Origin of the sequence: Paracoccus sp. MKU1 (genome assembly GCF_001447385.1) — a bacterium.
Classification (GTDB): Bacteria; Pseudomonadota; Alphaproteobacteria; order Rhodobacterales; family Rhodobacteraceae; genus Paracoccus.
The window spans coordinates 1-17,395 of record NZ_LLWQ01000122.1; the positions used below are offsets into that span (position 1 = coordinate 1).

The 17,395-nt window shown below is 62.1% G+C and carries 21 protein-coding genes; 7 read left to right on the forward strand and 14 right to left on the reverse strand.

Going from position 1 to position 17,395, the window contains the following annotated elements; all coding sequences use genetic code 11:
• Positions 1–180: ATP-binding protein (locus tag AQY21_RS07915; RefSeq protein WP_161905974.1), on the forward strand; the 180-nt coding region annotated here is incomplete at its 5' end.
• A 166-nt stretch (positions 181–346) separates the two neighbouring features.
• A complete protein-coding gene (locus tag AQY21_RS07920) occupies positions 347–670 on the forward strand; it encodes a hypothetical protein (protein WP_058097171.1) in 324 nt (107 codons plus the stop codon).
• On the opposite strand, the gene AQY21_RS07925 is transcribed toward AQY21_RS07920, so the two are convergent.
• Together AQY21_RS07925 and AQY21_RS07930 are read right to left on the reverse strand one after the other, a co-directional pair.
• Positions 645–1,076 (reverse strand): PIN domain-containing protein, encoded by a 432-nt coding sequence (locus AQY21_RS07925; RefSeq protein ID WP_058097172.1) that lies wholly within the window; start codon positions 1,074–1,076, stop codon positions 645–647. The two genes, AQY21_RS07920 and AQY21_RS07925, sit on opposite strands and share 26 nt — an antisense overlap.
• Positions 1,073–1,375, reverse strand: coding sequence for a hypothetical protein (locus AQY21_RS07930; RefSeq protein WP_058097173.1), 303 nt, complete (start codon positions 1,373–1,375; stop codon positions 1,073–1,075). The genes AQY21_RS07925 and AQY21_RS07930 overlap by 4 nt, the downstream gene beginning before the upstream one ends.
• Positions 1,376–1,669: 294 nt before the next feature.
• Here AQY21_RS07930 and AQY21_RS07935 point away from each other — a divergent pair, with 294 nt between their 5' ends.
• Positions 1,670–1,861: a hypothetical protein gene (locus tag AQY21_RS07935; RefSeq protein WP_238986719.1), complete on the forward strand. Its 192-nt coding sequence runs from the start codon at positions 1,670–1,672 to the stop codon at positions 1,859–1,861.
• A 19-nt stretch (positions 1,862–1,880) separates the two neighbouring features.
• A complete protein-coding gene (locus tag AQY21_RS07940; RefSeq protein ID WP_058097175.1) occupies positions 1,881–3,563 on the forward strand; it encodes a recombinase family protein in 1,683 nt (560 codons plus the stop codon).
• Positions 3,564–3,747: 184 nt separating this feature from the next.
• Here AQY21_RS07940 and AQY21_RS07945 read toward each other — a convergent pair whose 3' ends face one another.
• From AQY21_RS07945 to AQY21_RS08000, 12 genes are all read right to left on the reverse strand, one after another.
• On the reverse strand, positions 3,748–4,728 hold the full coding sequence (locus tag AQY21_RS07945; protein ID WP_058097176.1) for a D-2-hydroxyacid dehydrogenase: 981 nt from the start codon (positions 4,726–4,728) through the stop codon (positions 3,748–3,750).
• Between the two features lie 51 nt (positions 4,729–4,779).
• Complete coding sequence (locus AQY21_RS07950) at positions 4,780–5,895, reverse strand: FAD-binding oxidoreductase (protein WP_058097177.1); 1,116 nt, start codon at positions 5,893–5,895, stop codon at positions 4,780–4,782.
• A complete protein-coding gene (locus AQY21_RS07955) occupies positions 5,892–7,292 on the reverse strand; it encodes an NAD(P)/FAD-dependent oxidoreductase (protein WP_058097178.1) in 1,401 nt (466 codons plus the stop codon). The genes AQY21_RS07950 and AQY21_RS07955 overlap by 4 nt, the downstream gene beginning before the upstream one ends.
• Entirely contained in the window at positions 7,279–7,602 is a 324-nt protein-coding gene (locus AQY21_RS07960) for a (2Fe-2S)-binding protein (protein ID WP_058097179.1), read from the reverse strand. The genes AQY21_RS07955 and AQY21_RS07960 overlap by 14 nt, the downstream gene beginning before the upstream one ends.
• An 11-nt stretch (positions 7,603–7,613) precedes the next feature.
• Positions 7,614–8,522, reverse strand: a complete 909-nt coding sequence (locus AQY21_RS07965; RefSeq protein WP_058097180.1) for a dihydrodipicolinate synthase family protein — start codon at positions 8,520–8,522, stop codon at positions 7,614–7,616.
• 68 nt (positions 8,523–8,590) lie between these two features.
• Complete coding sequence (locus AQY21_RS07970) at positions 8,591–9,280, reverse strand: GntR family transcriptional regulator (RefSeq protein ID WP_058097181.1); 690 nt, start codon at positions 9,278–9,280, stop codon at positions 8,591–8,593.
• A 24-nt stretch (positions 9,281–9,304) separates the two neighbouring features.
• Entirely contained in the window at positions 9,305–10,054 is a 750-nt protein-coding gene (locus AQY21_RS07975) for an amino acid ABC transporter ATP-binding protein (RefSeq protein WP_058097182.1), read from the reverse strand.
• An 11-nt stretch (positions 10,055–10,065) separates the two neighbouring features.
• Complete coding sequence (locus tag AQY21_RS07980; RefSeq protein ID WP_082658033.1) at positions 10,066–10,944, reverse strand: amino acid ABC transporter permease; 879 nt, start codon at positions 10,942–10,944, stop codon at positions 10,066–10,068.
• Complete coding sequence (locus AQY21_RS07985; RefSeq protein ID WP_058097183.1) at positions 10,941–11,684, reverse strand: amino acid ABC transporter permease; 744 nt, start codon at positions 11,682–11,684, stop codon at positions 10,941–10,943. Before AQY21_RS07985 ends, AQY21_RS07980 begins: the two co-directional genes overlap by 4 nt.
• A gap of 64 nt (positions 11,685–11,748) precedes the next feature.
• Entirely contained in the window at positions 11,749–12,612 is an 864-nt protein-coding gene (locus AQY21_RS07990) for a transporter substrate-binding domain-containing protein (protein WP_058097184.1), read from the reverse strand.
• 144 nt (positions 12,613–12,756) lie between these two features.
• Positions 12,757–13,545, reverse strand: coding sequence for an aldolase (locus AQY21_RS07995; RefSeq protein ID WP_058097185.1), 789 nt, complete (start codon positions 13,543–13,545; stop codon positions 12,757–12,759).
• Positions 13,546–13,882: 337 nt separating this feature from the next.
• Entirely contained in the window at positions 13,883–14,770 is an 888-nt protein-coding gene (locus tag AQY21_RS08000) for a LysR family transcriptional regulator (protein WP_203416443.1), read from the reverse strand.
• An 84-nt stretch (positions 14,771–14,854) separates the two neighbouring features.
• Here AQY21_RS08000 and AQY21_RS08005 point away from each other — a divergent pair, with 84 nt between their 5' ends.
• The 3 genes from AQY21_RS08005 to AQY21_RS08015 all read left to right on the forward strand — a co-directional run.
• Positions 14,855–15,844: a quinone oxidoreductase gene (locus AQY21_RS08005; RefSeq protein WP_058097186.1), complete on the forward strand. Its 990-nt coding sequence runs from the start codon at positions 14,855–14,857 to the stop codon at positions 15,842–15,844.
• 398 nt (positions 15,845–16,242) lie between these two features.
• Positions 16,243–16,728, forward strand: a complete 486-nt coding sequence (glmS, locus tag AQY21_RS08010; RefSeq protein WP_058097187.1) for a methylaspartate mutase subunit S — start codon at positions 16,243–16,245, stop codon at positions 16,726–16,728.
• A gap of 18 nt (positions 16,729–16,746) precedes the next feature.
• Positions 16,747–17,395: hypothetical protein (locus tag AQY21_RS08015; protein WP_203416445.1), on the forward strand; the 649-nt coding region annotated here is incomplete at its 3' end.

Here is a 17,395-nt window from a genome sequence, read left to right on the forward strand (position 1 = left end):
TACGAGCGCGGATCGATCCTGATCACCAGCAATCTGCCTTTCGACGAATGGACCGAAACTTTCGGCTCCGAACGCCTCACCGGCGCGCTTCTCGACCGGCTGACCCACCACGTCAACATCCTCGAGATGAATGGCGAAAGCTACCGCCTCGCCAACAGTCGCGCCAGAAAGGCCGGCTGATCCCCCCTCCTCGAAAACCGCAACGCGCGGCTGAGACCCCCGCTCGGGCTACGCCCTCGCAGCGGTCTCAGCCGCGCACAACGGTGGCCGACTTTTGCGCCGCCCAGTGGCAGGTTTTTACGCCGCCGTTGACAGGATTGCGGCCCAACTCGCCAAGGCGACGGCCATGATCTGCGTACGCAACACCATGCTGGAGAACATCCATGCGGGGCGGATGCCGGTAACGAAAGCCGGAGATTTCTCCGATGTTATCGTCGTCGATGCCGACGGCAATCAAATTCCATGGCAAGAGCTTTCGCGCATTGACGACAACGAAATGCGTGATCTGATGCGGCAGGTAGTAAATCGCCTCTATACGTTCCAGCTTCGCTTCGGAGAGCCCGAGTTTCAGGCCTTCGTGAACCGCTGGCTCGGCGTCGCACGCAAGTGGGACGAACCCGTTCTTGATCCCGGCCTGCCTGGCATCATCCCACCGGACGCAGCGGATTGACGAACTCCAGCCCGGCAAAGTCCTTCTCGTTGTCCGTAACCACAATGCAGTCGTTCGCACCTGCGACAGAAGCGATGATCATGTCGAGAGCGCTGCGCGGACGGCCAGCGGCCTTGCCGTCCGCCATCAACCGTGCCCAGATCAGGCCCGCTTTGTGATCGAACGAGAGAATGCGGCCGGCAAACAGCTCCTGCGGCCCCTCCGGTCCCGAGAACCAGGCATCGAGAGCATCGCGCTTTTTCCCGCGTGGCTTCTCCAGAATGCCGCGTCGGATTTCCGCAATGGTCAGCGCCGAAATGAACAGGTCTTTGTCGCGCTGCCCTGCCCACCACGCCAGCAGCGCTTCCGACGGCTGCGGCTTGATGACGTTGCTGATGATATTGGTGTCGAGGAGATAGCGCGTCACAGATCGACCCGGCGCCCCTCTTCGCGAGAGCGCACCAGATCAAGATCGGCGCCAACCAAAGGCGAGCGACGCAGGGCCGACAGGATACCGCCGGTTTTCGGCGGTTCCCCCGAGACCAGAGCCTTCACCGTCTGTCGGGCTTGCTCCGCTTCTGGCCCCTCCTCCGCCAGTTGGCGGGCGAGCGACCGGATCAGCTCACGATCGGATTCCAGCGCCAGGACCTCGAAGCGCTTGAAGCCACGCTGTGTCAGTCGTGTCCGGTAATTCTCGATCGCCCTCTTCTGTGCGGCATTGCTCATGGCTGGCCTCCGTGCTATATATCCTGACATATAGCCGATGTCGGCCTTGAAAACAAGGGATGTCAGCGATGCCGCGAGACTCGCACCACAAGCCATTCATGCGGAAGAATACTGCGCGTTCCCGCCAGTATTTTCAATATGCTGTGGCACGCCATGCTTCGCCCGAGCGCGACAACGCCACCGTTATCGCCCCGACCGCCGCCAAATATACGGCTTTGATTTCAGTTGCTTACGTTAGAAACGACGGGAATGTTGCAAGTTATGACCTTGCGAGCCCCCGGAAACAAAGCCAAGATGACAGGAAGCGAGCGCGAAGCGCTGCTCGAATCCCTGATGATCGACGAGCCGGAACTGACGTTCACACCGTGCGGCAATCCCGATCCGCGCCTTCTGCGTCTCGTCGAGTTTCTGGCGCGGCAGGCAGCGCGGGAATGCTACGCCGAGGAAGTGAAGATGACGCGTCGAAGGGGGAAGCGCACCTCCTGATGCCGAAAGGAGATGTGCAGTGAAAGTCGCGATCTACGCCCGGTATTCGTCGGACAATCAGCGCGAGGCGTCCATCGCCGACCAGTTCCGCATGTGCCGCCTGCGGGCGGAGAAGGAAGGCTGGTCGGTGGTCGAGGAATATTCCGATCACGCCATCTCCGGCTCCAGCATGATCCAGCGTCCCGGCATCCAGGCGGTGATCATGGATTCCGCGCGCGGCCGGTTCGACATGATCCTGGCCGAGGCGCTGGACCGGATCAGCCGCGACCAGGAGGACATCGCCGGCATCTACAAGCGCATGCGCTATGCGGATGTGAAGATGTTCACCCTGTCCGAAGGTGAGATCAGCGAGTTGCATGTCGGCCTCAAGGGCACGATGAACGCGCTGTTCCTGAAAGATCTGGCCGACAAGACCCGACGCGGGCAACGCGGTCGCGTCGAGGCCGGCAAGTCGGGCGGCGGCAATTCCTACGGCTATGACGTGGTGAAGAAGTTCGATGCCAATGGTGAGCCCGTCCGTGGCGACCGCACCATCAACGAGGCGCAGGCCGAGGTCGTCCGCCGTATCTTCCGCGACTACGCAGCCGGCAAGTCGGCCAAGACCATCGCCTTCGCCCTGAACAGGGACCGTATCCCCGCGCCGTCCGGTGGCGATTGGGGTTTCAGCACGATCAACGGCAACCCGAAGCGTGGCAACGGCATCCTCAACAACGAGATGTATGTCGGCAAGATCGTCTGGAACCGCCAGCGCTTCGTCAAAGACCCCGATACGGGCAAGCGCCAAGCTCGCCCCAATCCCGAATCCGAATGGGTCATCCAAGAGGCGCCGGAGCTGCGCATCCTCGATGACGACCTCTGGAACGCGGTGAAGGCAAGGCAGGGCGAGAACCGGACCGAGCGGGACGAGAGCGGCATCGCCGACGTCCGCAAGATGAACTACCGACGCCGGCCGAAATATCTCTTCTCGGGCCTGACCAAATGCGCCTGTTGCGGCGGCGGCTATTCCGCGATCTCGGCGACCCTGATCGGCTGCTCGACCGCACGGAACAAAGGCACCTGCGATAACCGAACCAACATCCGCCGCGACGAATTGGAGACGCGCGTGCTGAATGCGCTTCGCACCAAACTTGTCGATCCCGAATTGTTTGCTCACTTCTGCGCGGTGTTTACGCAAGAGATGAACCGGCTGCGCATGGAGGGTCGCGCCGGTATCGCCGCGGCCGAGGCCGAGATGGCGAAGATCGACCGGGAACTCGACACGCTGCTCAACCTAATCCTCAAGGGCGGCGCGGCTGACGCCATCAACTCCAAGATGGTCCTGCTCGAACACCGCAAGAAGGAGCTGGCTCTGTTCCTGGCCGAGGCTGAGGAACCGCCTCCCCTTCTGCACCCCTCGATGGCGCTGCAATACCGCAGGCGGGTGCAGCAGCTCTATGAAGCCTTGCAGGACGAAGATGAAGAGAAGCGGGTCGAGGCGGCGGACATTCTGCGCTCGCTGGTGGACAAGATCGTTCTGACGCCTGTGGACGGCAAGGTGGAGATCGACGTTCAGGGCGATCTCGCTGGAATCCTTACGATTTCCGCGCAAACGAAAAACCCCGCCGGAGAGCGGGGTGGATCGCAAGTAAAGATGGTTGCGGGGGCCTGCAACCAACGATACTTGCGATTGGTCGAGCGGCAGATCCCCAAGCTTGCCGCATAGCATAAGGCATTATGTTGGGGTTGAAGGTAGCGTTCAACCTTCAGCCCTGCCCCGCTCAACCCACCTGTGCTGATGCTGCGGTCATTCCATCCTCTTTCTCAAGCACTCTCCGATCAACTAGGTCCGTGATTTCGCGAAGCACGGTGTCATGAAAGCAGGGACAGCATACCTTACAAAGAGGATCTCAAGTTGAGCACGACAGTGAGGCTGGGACGTAGCCCGCGTGTTTGTCCACGACATTCAGCAGGGCCTTCCCCTTGGCAAAGCGCTCCAGGTTTTCCAGGAATTGCATGAACATCGCGCGTTCGTAGCCTTGGAAATCGCCTGAAACATGAGGGGTGATGATCAAGTTTGGGACAGACCAGAGCAGGCTGTCTTCCGGCAAGGGTTCTTGTGCAAACACATCCAGCGCAGCACCTGCAATCTGACCGCGACGCAACGCCTCCACCAATGCAGGCTCATCGACGCTGTTGCCGCGTCCAATATTGAGGAACCGTGCCGAATGCCGCATGGCCCTGAACTCATCCGCTCCGAAATAGCCCTCGGTATCGGGAGTGTCGGGCATGACCGCGATGATCCAATCCGCTTTGGCAAGGACCGCAAAGCGATCCTCGCGTCCGAGGACCCGTCCGAACACGGTCTCGGTCTGGCGCGGGGTTCGGCCAATTCCGGTCACGCTCACGCCCACGGCCCGGAGCAGCTCGCCAATCCGCTGACCGATGCCTCCTACGCCGAATACGGCGGCACGCGTCCCCTTCAGCAGTTCCGATTGTCGATAGGTCCAGCGCCGCTCCGCTTGTTCGGCCAACATTCCCGGCAGTCCGATGCTGAAGGACAAAACCATGCCCAGCACATATTCTGCCATCGCCTGGTCGAAGATGCCCCGGGCGTTGGTCAGGACCACCTTGCTGTCAACCAGGGCCGGGAACAAGGCAGGCTTAACCCCTGCCCCACACCAATGCAGCCATTTCAGCTTGCCGGCGCAATCCCAGTTCCGTTCCAGACCAGAGTTCCGAAAGCTCCAGCTGACGAACACCTCCGCCTCGGGAAGATGTCGGCGCAGGGTCTCGTCATCTGGGGCAAAAGCGATCTCGTGTTCGACTCCAATTTGATCAAACCCGGGGATATCCTCAGGCTGAGCGGCGCCTCCGATCACAATTTTCATGGTTCCTCCACTAAGGTATGTGCGGCTAAGATACGGCAATTCGGATCGGTATCAGGCAGCCACCGCTATGGCCTGGCCGATCGCGCCGGCTGGCAAGGGCAAGGCCGTCGGCCTGCCAAGAATGGTGTCGGCGAAAATCGCACCAATGCAAGGGCCCAAGTGCCAGCCGCAAAAAATGCCGCCCAGCACATAGGCATTATCGTGGCCTGGAATGACACCGATCAGCGGATCGAAAGCGTCATTGCGAACATCGAACCCAGTCCAGGTTCTGACCACACGGAGGCTGCGAAGTCGAGGAACTACCCGTGCCGCCAGTCTCAGATTGCCCACGAAGCTGTCGAGGTCGAGTTCGGACCATTCCGGATCGGTCGCTCCGCGGCCCTGCCAGCCGCCGCCGATGGCGATGCCGCCGGGCGTCAGCTGCTTGACCGAAAGGTTGCCGGCCGCCACGGTCACGTAGCGCCGCATCGGCCAATGCGAGCGTTCCGTGATCGCCATCTGGTTGACGCGGACCGTCAGCCTCGCCTCGACTCCGAACTGGCGTAGCCCCTGTTCGAGCCATGCGCCGGTGGCCAGCACCACGCGGCTTGCTCGCAACGTCCGGTCGCCCGCCGTGATCCGGTATCCGGCGCCCGACCTTTCAATGCGCGAAACCGTAGAGCCAAGCAGTAGGGTCACGCCGAGGTTGCGCGCCAGTTCCTCGAAGGCGCGCCCGCCGATCAGCGGGTTCACATGACCGTCGGCGGGGCAATAGCCGGCCATGCGGATGTCCGGCGCCAGCTCGGGCTCCAGTTCCAGTGCCTGCCGGCGCGAAATATGATGGATCTCAGCGCCTTGTGCGATGCGCTTTTCGTTCAGTTCGCGGATCACCCCTTCGTCATCCTCGTTGATGGCTACCGCCAGCGATCCGATGCGGTGGAAGTCCAGGTCAATGGTGAAGGGCGCGACCCGGCCCTGCCAGTAATCCATGCTGGCAAGCGAGTAAGGCACCAGGTCGGGCTTCTGGATCTGGATGGGCAACCCCCCGGCATTGCGGCCCGAGCTTTCCATGCAGAGCGCGCTCCGCATCTCGACCAGCCCGACCTTAAGGCCGCGATGGGCGAATTGTATCGCGCTGCAGGTGCCAAGCACGCCGCCGCCGATGATGAGAACATCGAACTGACTCATAGCAGGCCCCTTTCCGCCGCGCTGGCGGCTGATGATACCAGGTCCGAATCCTGGAAGTCGCCGATCAACTCGTCGATGCTGGTCGGAAAGATCGGCAAGCGCGGCGTCCAGCGTTCCGCCTGCGCCATCGGCAGGTCGCGATGCCGGGCCAGAAGGAAGGCCGCCGTATCGCCGCAATACCGGCCCTGGCAGGGGCCCATCCCGCATCTTGTCCGCATCTTGGCAGCATGCGGGTTGACGAGTTCGTGGCAATATTCCGCGCGGGTGACCTCTTCGCAGCGGCATATAACGGTATCGTCGCCGATCATGTCGTAAAGTTCTTCCCGGGGCGCCGCGAGCCCGGCCATAGCCCGGCCGAAGCTGCTGGCCATCCGCATCCGGCAAGCCGACCAGATGGCGGAAACCCTGGAAACCGGCGCGGGCTTGCCAAGTAAGGCCGCGACATGACGGCCCAGCTGCGCGCCATGGCGCAGGGCGGACTCGGCCCCGGCGATTCCACCGCTGTCGCCGGCAACGAAATACCCCGGCACGGTGGTTTCGGAATCTTCGGTCAGCACCGGGACAAGTCCGCCGCGTGCAGCCAGGAACTCGTGCTCGGCGCCAATCAGCCGCGTCACCTCGGTATTTGGGCGCAACCCATGACCGGCGCAGACGAAATCGGCAGGGATCATGCGCTCGGCCTCGCCGGCCTGGCTGACGACGACGATCTTCCGGTCGTCCTGATCGCGAATTTCCCGGATATGAGAATGTCGCAGGATGGGAATCTCGGCCAGTCGCAGCCGCATCATCCAATAGGCGCCGGTCGACAGAAGACCCGGACGGGCCAGCATCCGCGGCAACGCTGCCAGCCAGTCACCAAGCGGCAGAGGATCGACGATGGCGGCGATATCCGCACCGAGGCCATGCGCCTTCCATGCAGCGGAATAGAGCAGCGGCCCCATCCCGCTGAGCACGATGCGTCCGGCCGGAACGGCATCGTCGGCCTTCATCATGTTGGTCAGCGCGGCCAGCCCGATCACGCCGGGGCTGGTCCAGCCGGGGAAGGGAATGATCCGTTCGCTCGCGCCGCAGGCAAGGATGACCGCTCGGGCCCGGATGCGCTGCAGCCCCGAGGGGCCGGCGACCACGACGCTGCGATCTGCCGCGGCCGAGATGACGCTGCATCCCAGCCGGATGTCGCATCCGCTTGCCAGGAACCGCCGCTTGAGCGCGTCCCCCGGCCGTCGCGCCCGCCCTGCCCCCGAGGACCGGACCAGCCCGTGATGGCGAAAGATGTTCCCTCCCGGCCAAGGCGCGCGCTCGACGACGATCACCCGCGCCCCCCCAGCCGAGGCGGCAAGGGCGGCCTCCATGCCGGCCGGGCCGGCGCCGATCACCAGGATGTCACAGCTGTCCATCAAGCGTATCTCCCTGGGGCTTGGCGGGAACGATCAGGCTGATCCGCTGTCCCGGCTCAACAAGGGTCAGGCATCCAAGGACCGTCCGGCCATCGACCTGGACCCTGCAGTCCTGGCACAGTCCCATCATGCAGAACGGCCCGCGGCCGCTGCCGGATTTCGGATTGCGCTGGGGCGCGGCGATCCCGGCGCCCAGCATCGCCGAGACCAGCGTTTCACCCCTGAGCACGCGAATTTCGCGCCCGTCCACGGTGATGGACACCTCCGAAGCCTCCTTCAGCACCGTTGCGGGGCGGGCGATACCGATCACGACAGGCCCTCCTACTCCACCGTCCTGACCCCGGCAGCCTCGAGCAGCCCGTGCACCCGATCCCGTTCCTGCGGCGTCAACTCGATGATCGGGCTGCGGCAATGGCCGCCCGGCCGGCCGACCATCTCCATCGCCGCCTTCAGATTGGCTGGCCCGGTGCCGATAGACATGATCCTGTCGACCAACATGCACTTTTTCTGCAACTGCACCGCCGCCTGCGAGTCGGCGCCCCGGCCGCGTTCGAAAAGTGCGATCCCCTCGGCACCCAGAACCTGCGGCTCGACGCTGCTGACGAAGGCCGGGCTGCCCATCATTGCTCCGAACGCGCCCTGCCGGGACGAGGCGCCGGTCAGGACGCTGATCCGGTCGCTGAACCCGGCGATCAACCGGCACAGCTGATGGAAATCGCCCGCGCTTTCCTTGGTCGCGACGACCCATTCGAGATCGGCCAGCGGATCAAGGAGGGTTTCGTCGATATTGAGGCCGGTCGAGCCGGGATGATTGTAGATCACCATCGGGCAGTTCACCGCGTCCGATACGGCGCGGAAATGCGCCACGACGGATTCCCGCGTTCGGTCGACGAAATATGGCGGAACCAGAAGAATGGCGTCCACCCCCGCCTCTTTCGCGGCCAGCGAGGCCTCGATGGTGCGATCGGTGCGGATTTCACCGGTCCCACCCATCAAGAGCGCATCCTGGCCCATGACGTCCCGCGCCAGGGAGAACAGCCGCACCTTTTCCGCAGTGTCCAGCGCCCATGCCTCCCCGGTCGATCCGGCGACCAGTATGCCACCCGCACCCTCGGCCATCAGCCGGGTGATGTTCTCGGAAAAGAGCTTCTCGTTGATGGCGCCGTCGCGGTCGAAGGGCGTGACGATGGCCACGATCGAGCCATGAAATTCCAGTTTGCCGTTGTTCATCGGCAATTCCCCTTTGCGGTTTAAGGACGAAGGCGCCGGTTGGGCGCCGTTTTCAGAAGGACCGCACCCTACTGGGACTGGTCCTCGGATGCCGCTGCGCAGCCGATCGAAACGCGGTTGCCAGCGATATGGGACAGGATAACGGAACGCAGTCTCGTCTCGTCTCTTGCCTCGAGGGCCTGAATGATCGGCTCATGCGCCAGGGCGACAGACCGATTCTTGGAATAGCTACGGTTGCCGATCGCCTGAAACATCATCAGTCGCCCGCCGAGCATGGTCCAGATCCGCTGTGCGGTATCGGTCGCAGCAATGGCAAGAAGGTCGCGATGGAACTGGAAATCCAGGCGCGCCAAGCGCGCAATATCCATATCCTTCTGTGCCTCGTCCATGCAGGCCATCACGTTTCGCAGATGGCTGATGTCCTCTGGCTTGACAGCTGCGCAGGTTTCCTTGTTCGCCATGGTTTCCAGCAGTTCGCGGATTTCCAGCGCCGCCAGAATATCGCTTTCGCCTATCTCCGCGACACGACCGCCTCTCTGGGGATAAAGGTCAACGATGCCCTCCTGCGCGAGTTGCCGCAACGCCTCACGGATTGGCCCGCGCGAGATGTTCAGTGCCTTGGACACAGCGACCTCGTTCAGTCGCTCACCCGGTGCGAAATCACCGCGCAGAATGGCATTGCGCAGGACGTCGGCAACCGACTCGGAAAGCACCCGGTTCTCCAGTGTCCCGATCGGATTATCTGGTTTCTGATCCATCTTCGCCTGCCCTTCTCAGCCGGATTACAACACCTTTCCCAAGAACTCTCGGGTCCGAGGATCCTTGGGGTTGGCGAAGAACACGTCGGGAGGCCCGTGCTCTACGATCACTCCCTTGTCCGTGAAATAGATATGATCGGCAACCTCGCGGGCAAAACCCATCTCATGCGTCACGAGGATGCAGGTCATCCCCTCTTGCGCCAGATCCTTGATGGTCGACAGCACCTCGTTGACCGTCTCGGGATCCAGCGCGGAGGTCACTTCGTCAAACAGCATGATATCCGGCGCCATGGCCAGACAACGTGCGATGGCGACGCGTTGTTGCTGCCCGCCGGAGAGCTCACCCGGATAAGCGTTCTCCTTACCCTCCAGCCGAACTTTTGCGATCAAGGCGCGCGCGCGCTGCTCGACCTCGGTGCGAGCCTGCTTCAGAACGATGACCGGAGCCATCATCACGTTCTCAAGCACGGTCTTGTGCGGGAAAAGGTTAAATTGTTGGAAGACGATTCCGACATTTTTGCGTAGGGCCAGCTTGTCCAGCTTTGGATCGTTGACCTCCATACCCTCAACCCTGATCGACCCAGACTGAATGTCATTGAGGCCGTTGATACAGCGGATCAGGGTCGATTTTCCCGATCCGGACGGTCCAATGATGCAAACGACCTCACCTTTCTTGACGTCAAGGCTGACTCCCTTGAGCACCTGAAAGCTGCCGTAGGCTTTGTGAACATTCGAAATGGAGATGATCGGTTCGGATGGTGTCCAGGTCTTCATGTCCAACTCCTTCAGAGCTTCACCGCAAAGCGGCTTTCCAGACGACGGGTCCAGCGTGCGATGGGGTAGGTATAGGCAAAGAACCACAGCATCAGCCAAAGATAGAACGGGATCAGCAATTCCATCCGCCCTTCCGCGGCCAGCGCATCCTGGGTCAGCGTCATCGCATCCTGCACCCCCAGGATCGAGATCAGCGGCGTCGACATGACCAGGATGCAATACCAGTTCATCCAGGGCGGGATCATCCGCTTGACGCATTGCGGCAGGATGATGCGCCACATGGTCTGCCGGCGGGTCAAGGCCAGACTTTCGGCGGATTCCCATTGCCCGGTAGGGATCGACAGGATGGCGCCGCGCACGATTTCCGAAATATTGGCCATGACAGGCAGGGATAGTGCGACGGTTGCCTTGAACCATCCTGAAAACGGCACCGAAAAGCCCAGGATCCTGATCTCGTAGGGCAGAAGCATCATGAAGTAGAACAGCAGCACCAGCCAAGGCGAGTTGCGGAACAGCTGGGTCACGGCCCAGGACGGCCAGCGCAACACCCTGTGGGGCGAGACCTGACCAATCCCCAGCATCAGCCCCAGGCAGGTGCCGATGGTCATCGCAAGGACACTGACCCAGATGTTCAGGACAAAGCCGCCCAGTCCCTGCCCCGTGCCCCAGAAGATCAGCGGGGTCCATTTGACGATAGCCTCCCAGATGGAAAAGGCGGCCATATCCTGTTGCGCCCAGGCCTGCTCCAATCCTAGGCAAAGCGCGAGACCGGACAGGATCGCCAGCAACCCCCAGCGGCTGGACAGGGTGGCGACCAGACAGGCGGTGCTGGTGGCGACAGGTCGGACCGGCAGCATAACCGGCAGGTGGAATTTGGGATGTTCGCTCATTTGCTTCTCCCAAAACCAGGAACCCGAAGTGCCTTTTCCCAGCGCGTCATGAAGGCAAGGAACAGCCCCACGAGCACCAGATAGACCACCCAGACCACATTCATCATTTCGAAGACGTTGAATTGGTCGGACCAGATACGGTTGGCGACATAAAGCGTCTCGGCCACCGAGATCGCATAGGCCGTGGTCGTCGTCTTGATGAGATTGACCAGATTGCTCGTCATCGCCGGGAAGGAGACCCTGAAGGCCAGGGGGAAGGTGACATGGCGGAATATCTGCAACGGCGTATAGCCCAACGCCTCGGCGGCCTCGCACGTCGACTTCGGAACTGCCTCGATCCCCGAGCGGAATATCTCGGTATTGAAGGCGCCAGCATAAAGAGAAAGCACCAGCAGGGCCCATCCGTAATTGCTGAGCAGCCCGCCCTTGACTCCAAGTGCCGATGACAGCACCGGATCGACGGCAAAGTAGAAGAAGTAAAGCTGCACCAGCGGCGGCGTGTTGCGGAAGAAGCCGACATAGGCGCCCACCAGCCAACGCAAAGGTTCGAAGGACGAGCGTTGAAGCCAAACTCCGATGGCGCCGAACAGAACGGACAGCAGCACGCAGAAGAACGACAGGTGAATCGTCGTCCAGATACCGTAGAGGAACTGCGTTCCGTCGAACCTGTCGTAGAAAATCGAGAAGTTGTAGCCGCGTTTTGCCGCGAGCCAATGAAAGAAATCTGCGATCGTTGCCATATCCCTGCCCGACTGCTTGCGACTTGGCTGGAGCCGGAACTGGCCGGAGCCAGTTCCGATTTCGCTACTGGTTGGCTGCGCAGACCGGATCTCCGGCCAGGCATTTTTCCTGCATGGCGATCAGCCAGGGCGTTTCCGGGATGCCCCATTTCTGGGAAAGCTCCAAGATCATGCCAGATTTGTGCCAGTCGACCACGGCCTCGGAAATGGCCTCGGCGATAGGTTCGGCCTCGTCCTGTTTCCGAACCGCAATGCCCCAGGGGACCTCGGACACCACGGGTGCCGCGATCCGGTAATCTGCCCATTTCTCGGGTTCGATCACCTGGCGCGAAACGAGGGCGCTATCATCATAGAGCCAGCCATCACAGCGTCCGGCAAAAAGGGCGTTCTCGATTTCGGGCACCCCCTTGAACGTAACGACGTCGGCACCGTTTCCGAAGCCGTGTTCCCTCAGGTAGAACGCGCCCTGCATCCCGCAGAGCTTCTTGCCCTCGATCGAGTCCCAGCCGTCGATCCCGCTCTCCTCGGTCGCAAAGACCGATACGCCGGAGGAGTAATAGCTGGGGGTCACGAAGCCGATCAGCCGGCGCCGTTCGGGCGTGTCGGCCATGGTCGCGATCAGCACGTCGATCCGTCCCTGCTCGAGGAACTCCATCCGATTCGAGGCTGCCACGGGCACCAGCTCGACCTCGATAGTCTTGCCCGCCTCTTCGCCGATCCGGCGGGCAAAGTCCTTGATCAGGTCGATCTCGAGACCGACGATCTGCCCTGATGCATCGCGCATCCCCCAGGGCACGAAGTCAGTCTTGACCCCGACCACCAGCTTTCCCTTTTCCAGAACGGAGGCCAGTGTGTCAGCGTTGGCGGGACTGGCGAAAAGTAGCGGGATTCCAAGCGAAAGCACGATCCCGCGGCGCAGGTTCTTCATAGTCGTCTCCATGTTGGCGGTGGGCTGTCTCAGCACTCTGGCGGCACTTTCGACTCACCGTAGATCAATAATGTTAAATGTCAACATTTTTAGGACTGATTTTCCTCTCGCTGACATTGCTCGGCAGCACAATGCAAATTGCCGTCACTCCATGAACGAGGGGTCTTGCTTCGACAGCGTGCGTTTGATGCTCTCCAGATGCAGCCTGCCGCTTTCAGGATCGCCAGCCCGCATCTGCTCATAGGCCTTCTGCGCGATTTCAGGTTTGACCGCGACAAGAGACCGCCCTGTCGACATGGCCTTCAGTTGGACCTCGCAGGCTCGTTCCAAGTAATAGAGATCGTCCCAGACCTCGCCAATCGTCGGCCCCACGACCATGACTCCATGGTTTCGCATGAAGACGATATCCGCGTCCCCCATGGCCTCGGCGATTCGCGCGCCTTCATCATAGTCGAGCGCGAGGCCGTTATAGTCGCGGTCCACCGCGATCCTACCGTAGAATTTCAGCGCCGTCTGCCCTGCCCAGACCAACGGGTCGCCGTCGATCATGCTCAGCGCGGTGGCGTTCGGCATATGGGTGTGAAACGCTGCCTTTGCCCGCGGATGCAGCTTGTGCAACTGGGCGTGGATATAGAATGCCGTCGCCTCGGGGGCGCCCTCTCCTTCCAGGACGTTTCCCGCGAAATCGCAGACCAGGAGGCTGGATGCCGTGATTTCCTCGAAGGCCAACCCGTAGGGATTGACCAGAAACAAATCGTCCCGGCCCGGCGCGAGAACTGAGAAGTGGTTGCAGATGCCTTCCTGCAGGCCCAGCTTGGCTGCCGCGCGGAAGCAGGCGGCCAGATCGATCCGCGCCTGCCGCAACGCGGCGGCATCCAGACCGCTGTTCAGTAGGAGAGTCGGAGCCGCAGATGGTTTGAGTTCGATTGCCATGTTGTTCCCTCAATGTGGTGCCAACCGACGCGAGACCGCGTCCCGACACTTTCAACACAAAAAATGTTAAATGTCGACATTTTTTGATAGCGTCATTTCCGTGGGGCGTAGAGAGGTGACGGACAATGCGTTCTGCCGTGCGAGTGGCGTTGTAAGCTAGATTCCTAAAGGAATGTTCAGGCCCTCCGGCGCCGCATAGGCGGCGATATCATGCCTGGAAAGATCGAAATGCACCCGAATGGCGGTAACCACCGGTGCGATCTGCGTGGGATATGCCGGCTGAAGAACAGCAGAGGAGTCCGCATAACTTTAGGGATCACGCGGAGTGTTGCGGTCGTCACCAGCTCAATTCCTCCCTTATCGCGACGATGACACGATCTCGCACCAGATTTACGCGCTGGAGCGCCCGAGACTGTGCATGGGTCAGCAGCCAGAGTTCGGACTCCGGGCGGAACAAATCGGGCATTCCCGGCGCAAAGCCGGCAGGGACGGCGATGAAGTCGGGCAGCACCGCCCAGCCGGCGCCTTGTCGGACTGCCTCGGCCTGGGCGGCAAAGGATGTAAGGCGCAGTGATGGGCGAACCCCAGGACAATGGCTCGCGAGCCAATTGGCCATGGCCAGATAGGTCAGGTCCTCGGTCCAGCCTATGACCTGGTGCCGATGCAGATCCTCCGGCACATCCGGGTAGCCGTTTCGCCGGACATAGTCCTCCGAAGCATAGAGCCCGAAACGGATCACGGCCACCTTCTTCAGACGATAGTTGCCATGGCTTGGGCGAACCAGGCGCAGAACGATATCCGCCTCCTCTGCGGCAAGCCGAACCGGCTGCACCGAGCTTCGCAGCTCGACTCGGATGGCGGGATAATCCGCCATGAGCCGGATCATGGCCGGCAGCAGCACGTCCTGGCCCAGAAGCTCCGGCGCTTCGACCCGTACGGGACCTGCAAGTTCGTCGCCGGCCTCGCGCGCAGTGCGCTCGAAGACCCGCATCTGCGCGCCGGCCTGCTCGGCTGTCGGGACCAGGCCCTGCCCCGCATCGGTCAGATCGTAGCCATCGCGATGCGGGCGAAACAGTCTGACCTGCAAGGCCTCCTCAAGCGTCACGATCCGCCGAGAGACCGTCGAGGGGCTGACACCCAGAAGGGCCGCCGCTCCGGAAAGCGTCCTTGCCTGCGCCAGGGCCAGAAAGAACTTCAGGTCATTCCAATCCATGCTGCTTTCCAATTCTGCAAAGCTAGACGCCGGAAATGAGGGTCGACGGGAGGATGCTCGCGCGCAATTTTGGCCAAAAGCAAGGGAATCCCTATCATGATCCAGTCTGTCGATGCCATCCGGTTTTCCGAGTATGGAGGGCCGGACGTCCTGTCGCTCCGCAAGATCGATCTGCCCGCTCCCGGCAAGGGCGAGATCCAGATCCGCCATGCCGCCATCGGCCTGAACTTTATCGACATCTATCATCGCAAGGGCGTGTTCGGACCCAAGCTGCCTTTGCCTGCCACCCCGGGGGTGGAAGGCGTGGGCGAGGTCGTCGCCGTGGGAGCCGATGTATCCGGCTTCGCCGTCGGCGACCGGGTTGCCTATGTGGGCGGTCCGCCGGGCGGCTACGCGACGCATCGCAATCTTCCGGCGCACCGCGCATTGCATGTGCCGGCCGGGCTGGCCAGCGGAACGGTTGCTGCCAGCATCTTCAAGGGGCTGACCGCCGAATATCTGACCCATCGCTGCGTCAGCCTTGGGCCGGACGATACGGTATTGCTGCATGCCGCTGCGGGAGGCGTTGGATCCTTGGCCAGCCAATGGCTGAAGGCGCTTGGCGTCACCGTCATCGGGACGGTCAGCACTGAGGAAAAGGCCAGCAGCGCCCTTGCCCATGGATGCGACCACGTCATCATCTACAGCCGCGACGACTTCCGCGAAGAGGTGATGCGGATCACCGGCGGCAAGGGCGTAAGGGCGGTCTATGACTCGGTCGGCGCAGACACGTTCGCACGCTCCCTCGATTGCCTGCAACCGCGCGGAACTCTGGTCAGTTTCGGGGAAAGCTCGGGTCCGGTCGAGCCCGTGGCCATCAGCACGCTGGGATCCAAGGGATCGCTTTACCTCACCCGGCCCTCGATTGCCCATTACACGGCGGTTCGCACGGAATACGAGGCGGCTGCCCAACGCCTGTTCTCGGCCATGCAGGAGAAGCGCCTTATGGCTGTGGAACCCTTAACCTATCCGTTGGCAGAGGCAGCACAGGCACATGCCGATCTCGAAGCCCGCAAAACGGCCGGATCGGTTATCCTGCTGCCATGAAGTGCACGATGCGCATGCCCGGCAGCTTTCAGCAAAGGCTGGCGGATTCCCCGGGCGGTCGGACGGCGTAATCTGCAAGGCTCGGGCCGAATGCTCCCCGGGGGGGGGGGAAGGCATCGAACCATCGACCAGAACGCGCCGGCGGTCGGCATATACGCGGGCGGCCGCACCGGTCTGCGACAAGCCCATTTCGACGGCTTCCCGTCACTTGGCTCATCATTGCGATGATCATCGCGCGCATTCGACGCCGCAGAATTTGTCGGCGGGAGTCCGACATGGGCCTTGGCTCCAATTGATAAGCAATAATTACCGATTTATAATTTCACTTCACAAAACTTGACCGGATGCGGGTGATTCCCCTACCCCTCGGCGCAGGTTCATTGCGAAGGGGAGGAACCATGCTGGAGGCGGTCTCGGAATACCGGGTCATCCTGGGGGTAATCGGCGCCGATTGCCATGCGGTCGGCAACAAGATCATCGCGGCGGTGCTGGACCGGAACGGCATCGAGGTGGTGAACCTGGGCGTCATGGTCAGCCAGGACGAGTTCATCCAGGCCGCCATCGAGGAAAGGGCCGATGCCATCCTGGTCTCGTCGATCTATGGCCATGGCGAGATCGACTGCCAGGGCTTGCGCGCCCGCTGCGAGGAGCGCGGGCTGGGCGAGATCCTGCTTTATGTCGGCGGCAACCTGGTGATCGGCAAGCGCGCCTTCGCCGAGGTCGAGCAGCGTTTCCTCGAGATGGGCTTCGACCGGGTGTTTCCGCCGACCGTGCGGCTCGAGGATGTGGTCGAGCTGCTCAAGACCGACATCCAGAGCCGCCGCCCGCTGGCCTATGGCCACAACTCGGCCGCCTTCGGCATCACCGAACGCCTGTCGGCCTGATCCAGCATTCCCGAACCCATGACCGAGATCACCAATACCCGCCTGGACGACGCCACATTCGACGCCGAGCGCCGCGAGGTGCTGCAGACCTGGTCCACCGGCCCCGATGTCGATTTCGACGCCGGCGTGCGCCTGCAGGAGGCCCTGCCCGAAGCCAAGCGTTTCCCGCTGGCGCTCAGCCGCGCCGATGCCGAGAACCGCACCCTGCTGCAACCCCGCGCCGGGGTGGCTCTGCTGCGCGAGCATATCGCGCTGCTGAACGGGCTTGCCCCCTATTGCGACGTCCTGCCGACGACCATCGACGCTTATACCCGCCACAACCGCTATGCCGAGGCGCAGGAGGGCATCGACCGCTCGCGCGCGGCGGGCACCTCGCTGCTGAACGGCTTTCCCGCGGTCAACCATGGCGTCGACGGCTGCCGGCGGCTGGTCGAGGCGGTGGAGAAGCCGGTGCAGGTCCGGCACGGCACGCCCGATGCGCGGCTCCTGGCCGAGATCACGCTTTGCGCCGGGTTTTCCAGCTATGAGGGCGGCGGGATCTCCTACAACATCCCCTATGCCAAGCGCGTGGCGCTGGAACGCTCGATCCGGCATTGGCAATATTGCGACCGGCTGGTCGGCCGCTACGAGGAGGCCGGCATCCGCATCAACCGCGAGCCCTTCGGCC

Excerpts from the sequence above, each read along its gene's own strand:
- AQY21_RS07920 (WP_058097171.1), top strand. The coding sequence starts at position 347 with ATGATCTGCGTACGCAACACCATGCTGGAGAACATCCATGCGGGGCGG.
- AQY21_RS07930 (WP_058097173.1), bottom strand. The coding sequence starts at position 1,375 with ATGAGCAATGCCGCACAGAAGAGGGCGATCGAGAATTACCGGACACGA.
- AQY21_RS07935 (WP_238986719.1), top strand. The coding sequence starts at position 1,670 with ATGACAGGAAGCGAGCGCGAAGCGCTGCTCGAATCCCTGATGATCGAC.
- AQY21_RS07945 (WP_058097176.1), bottom strand. The coding sequence starts at position 4,728 with ATGAAAATTGTGATCGGAGGCGCCGCTCAGCCTGAGGATATCCCCGGG.
- AQY21_RS07950 (WP_058097177.1), bottom strand. The coding sequence starts at position 5,895 with ATGAGTCAGTTCGATGTTCTCATCATCGGCGGCGGCGTGCTTGGCACC.
- AQY21_RS07955 (WP_058097178.1), bottom strand. The coding sequence starts at position 7,292 with ATGGACAGCTGTGACATCCTGGTGATCGGCGCCGGCCCGGCCGGCATG.
- AQY21_RS07965 (WP_058097180.1), bottom strand. The coding sequence starts at position 8,522 with ATGAACAACGGCAAACTGGAATTTCATGGCTCGATCGTGGCCATCGTC.
- AQY21_RS07970 (WP_058097181.1), bottom strand. The coding sequence starts at position 9,280 with ATGGATCAGAAACCAGATAATCCGATCGGGACACTGGAGAACCGGGTG.
- AQY21_RS07975 (WP_058097182.1), bottom strand. The coding sequence starts at position 10,054 with ATGAAGACCTGGACACCATCCGAACCGATCATCTCCATTTCGAATGTT.
- AQY21_RS07980 (WP_082658033.1), bottom strand. The coding sequence starts at position 10,944 with ATGAGCGAACATCCCAAATTCCACCTGCCGGTTATGCTGCCGGTCCGA.
- AQY21_RS07985 (WP_058097183.1), bottom strand. The coding sequence starts at position 11,684 with ATGGCAACGATCGCAGATTTCTTTCATTGGCTCGCGGCAAAACGCGGC.
- AQY21_RS07990 (WP_058097184.1), bottom strand. The coding sequence starts at position 12,612 with ATGAAGAACCTGCGCCGCGGGATCGTGCTTTCGCTTGGAATCCCGCTA.
- AQY21_RS07995 (WP_058097185.1), bottom strand. The coding sequence starts at position 13,545 with ATGGCAATCGAACTCAAACCATCTGCGGCTCCGACTCTCCTACTGAAC.
- AQY21_RS08005 (WP_058097186.1), top strand. The coding sequence starts at position 14,855 with ATGATCCAGTCTGTCGATGCCATCCGGTTTTCCGAGTATGGAGGGCCG.
- glmS (WP_058097187.1), top strand. The coding sequence starts at position 16,243 with ATGCTGGAGGCGGTCTCGGAATACCGGGTCATCCTGGGGGTAATCGGC.